This window comes from Pseudomonas sp. AL10 (genome assembly GCF_029960685.1).
GTDB lineage: Bacteria > Pseudomonadota > Gammaproteobacteria > Pseudomonadales > Pseudomonadaceae > Aquipseudomonas > Aquipseudomonas lactis.
Genome location: NZ_JASBQZ010000090.1, coordinates 1 through 894, shown reverse-complemented (window position 1 = coordinate 894; position 894 = coordinate 1). Strand labels below are relative to the sequence as shown.

Annotated in this window: 1 protein-coding gene; it reads right to left on the bottom strand. The window is 61.7% G+C overall.

Going from position 1 to position 894, the window contains the following annotated elements; all coding sequences use genetic code 11:
• The coding region (locus tag QK296_RS28925; protein ID WP_219728905.1) for a ribonucleotide-diphosphate reductase subunit beta at positions 1-858 on the bottom strand (858 nt) is incomplete at its 3' end.
• Between the last annotated feature and the right edge of the window lie 36 nt (positions 859-894).

The following is an 894-nucleotide window of genomic DNA, read 5'->3' as shown; positions in this document are numbered from 1 at the left end:
GTGCGGGTTTTCGATTTTGATCTGGTTGATCACGTCGATACCGAAGTTCAGGTGCATCGACTCATCGCGCAGGATGTACTGGAACTGCTCGGCCACGCCGGTCATTTTGTTGCGGCGGCCCATGGACAAAATCTGGGTGAAGCCGCAGTAGAAGAAGATGCCTTCCAGCACGCAGTAGTAAGCGACCAGGTTGCGCAGCAGTTCTTTGTCGGTGTCGACGGTGCCGGTTTCGAACTTTGGATCGGAGATCGAGCGGGTGTATTTCAGGCCCCAGGCGGCCTTTTTGGCCACCGATGGAATCTCGTGGTACATGTTGAAGATCTCGCCTTCATCCATGGCCAGCGATTCGATGCAGTACTGGTAGGCGTGGGTGTGGATCGCTTCTTCGAAGGCCTGGCGCAGGATGTACTGGCGGCACTCCGGGTTGGTGATCAGGCGGTACACGGCCAGTACCAGGTTGTTGGCCACCAGGGAGTCGGCGGTGGAGAAGAAGCCCAGGTTGCGCATGACGATGCGGCGTTCGTCGTCGGTCAGGCCTTCGGGGTTTTTCCACAGCGCGATGTCGGCGGTCATGTTGACCTCTTGCGGCATCCAGTGGTTGGCGCAGCCGTCGAGGTACTTCTGCCAGGCCCAGTCGTACTTGAAGGGCACAAGTTGGTTGAGGTCGGCGCGGCAGTTGATCATGCGCTTTTCGTCAACGGCGACGCGGGCGGAGGCGCCTTCCAGCTCGGCGAGGCCTTCGGCGACGTCGAGTTTGTCCAGGGCGGCCTTGGCGCGCACGATGGCGGCAGAGTCGTTGGCGGTGACGGCGCGGGCTTCCACGGCGGCAGCGGCGCCGGCACCGTCGAGGCGGTCCATGTTGGCTTCGGTGGCGTGGCCGGCGTTGGCGCCTTT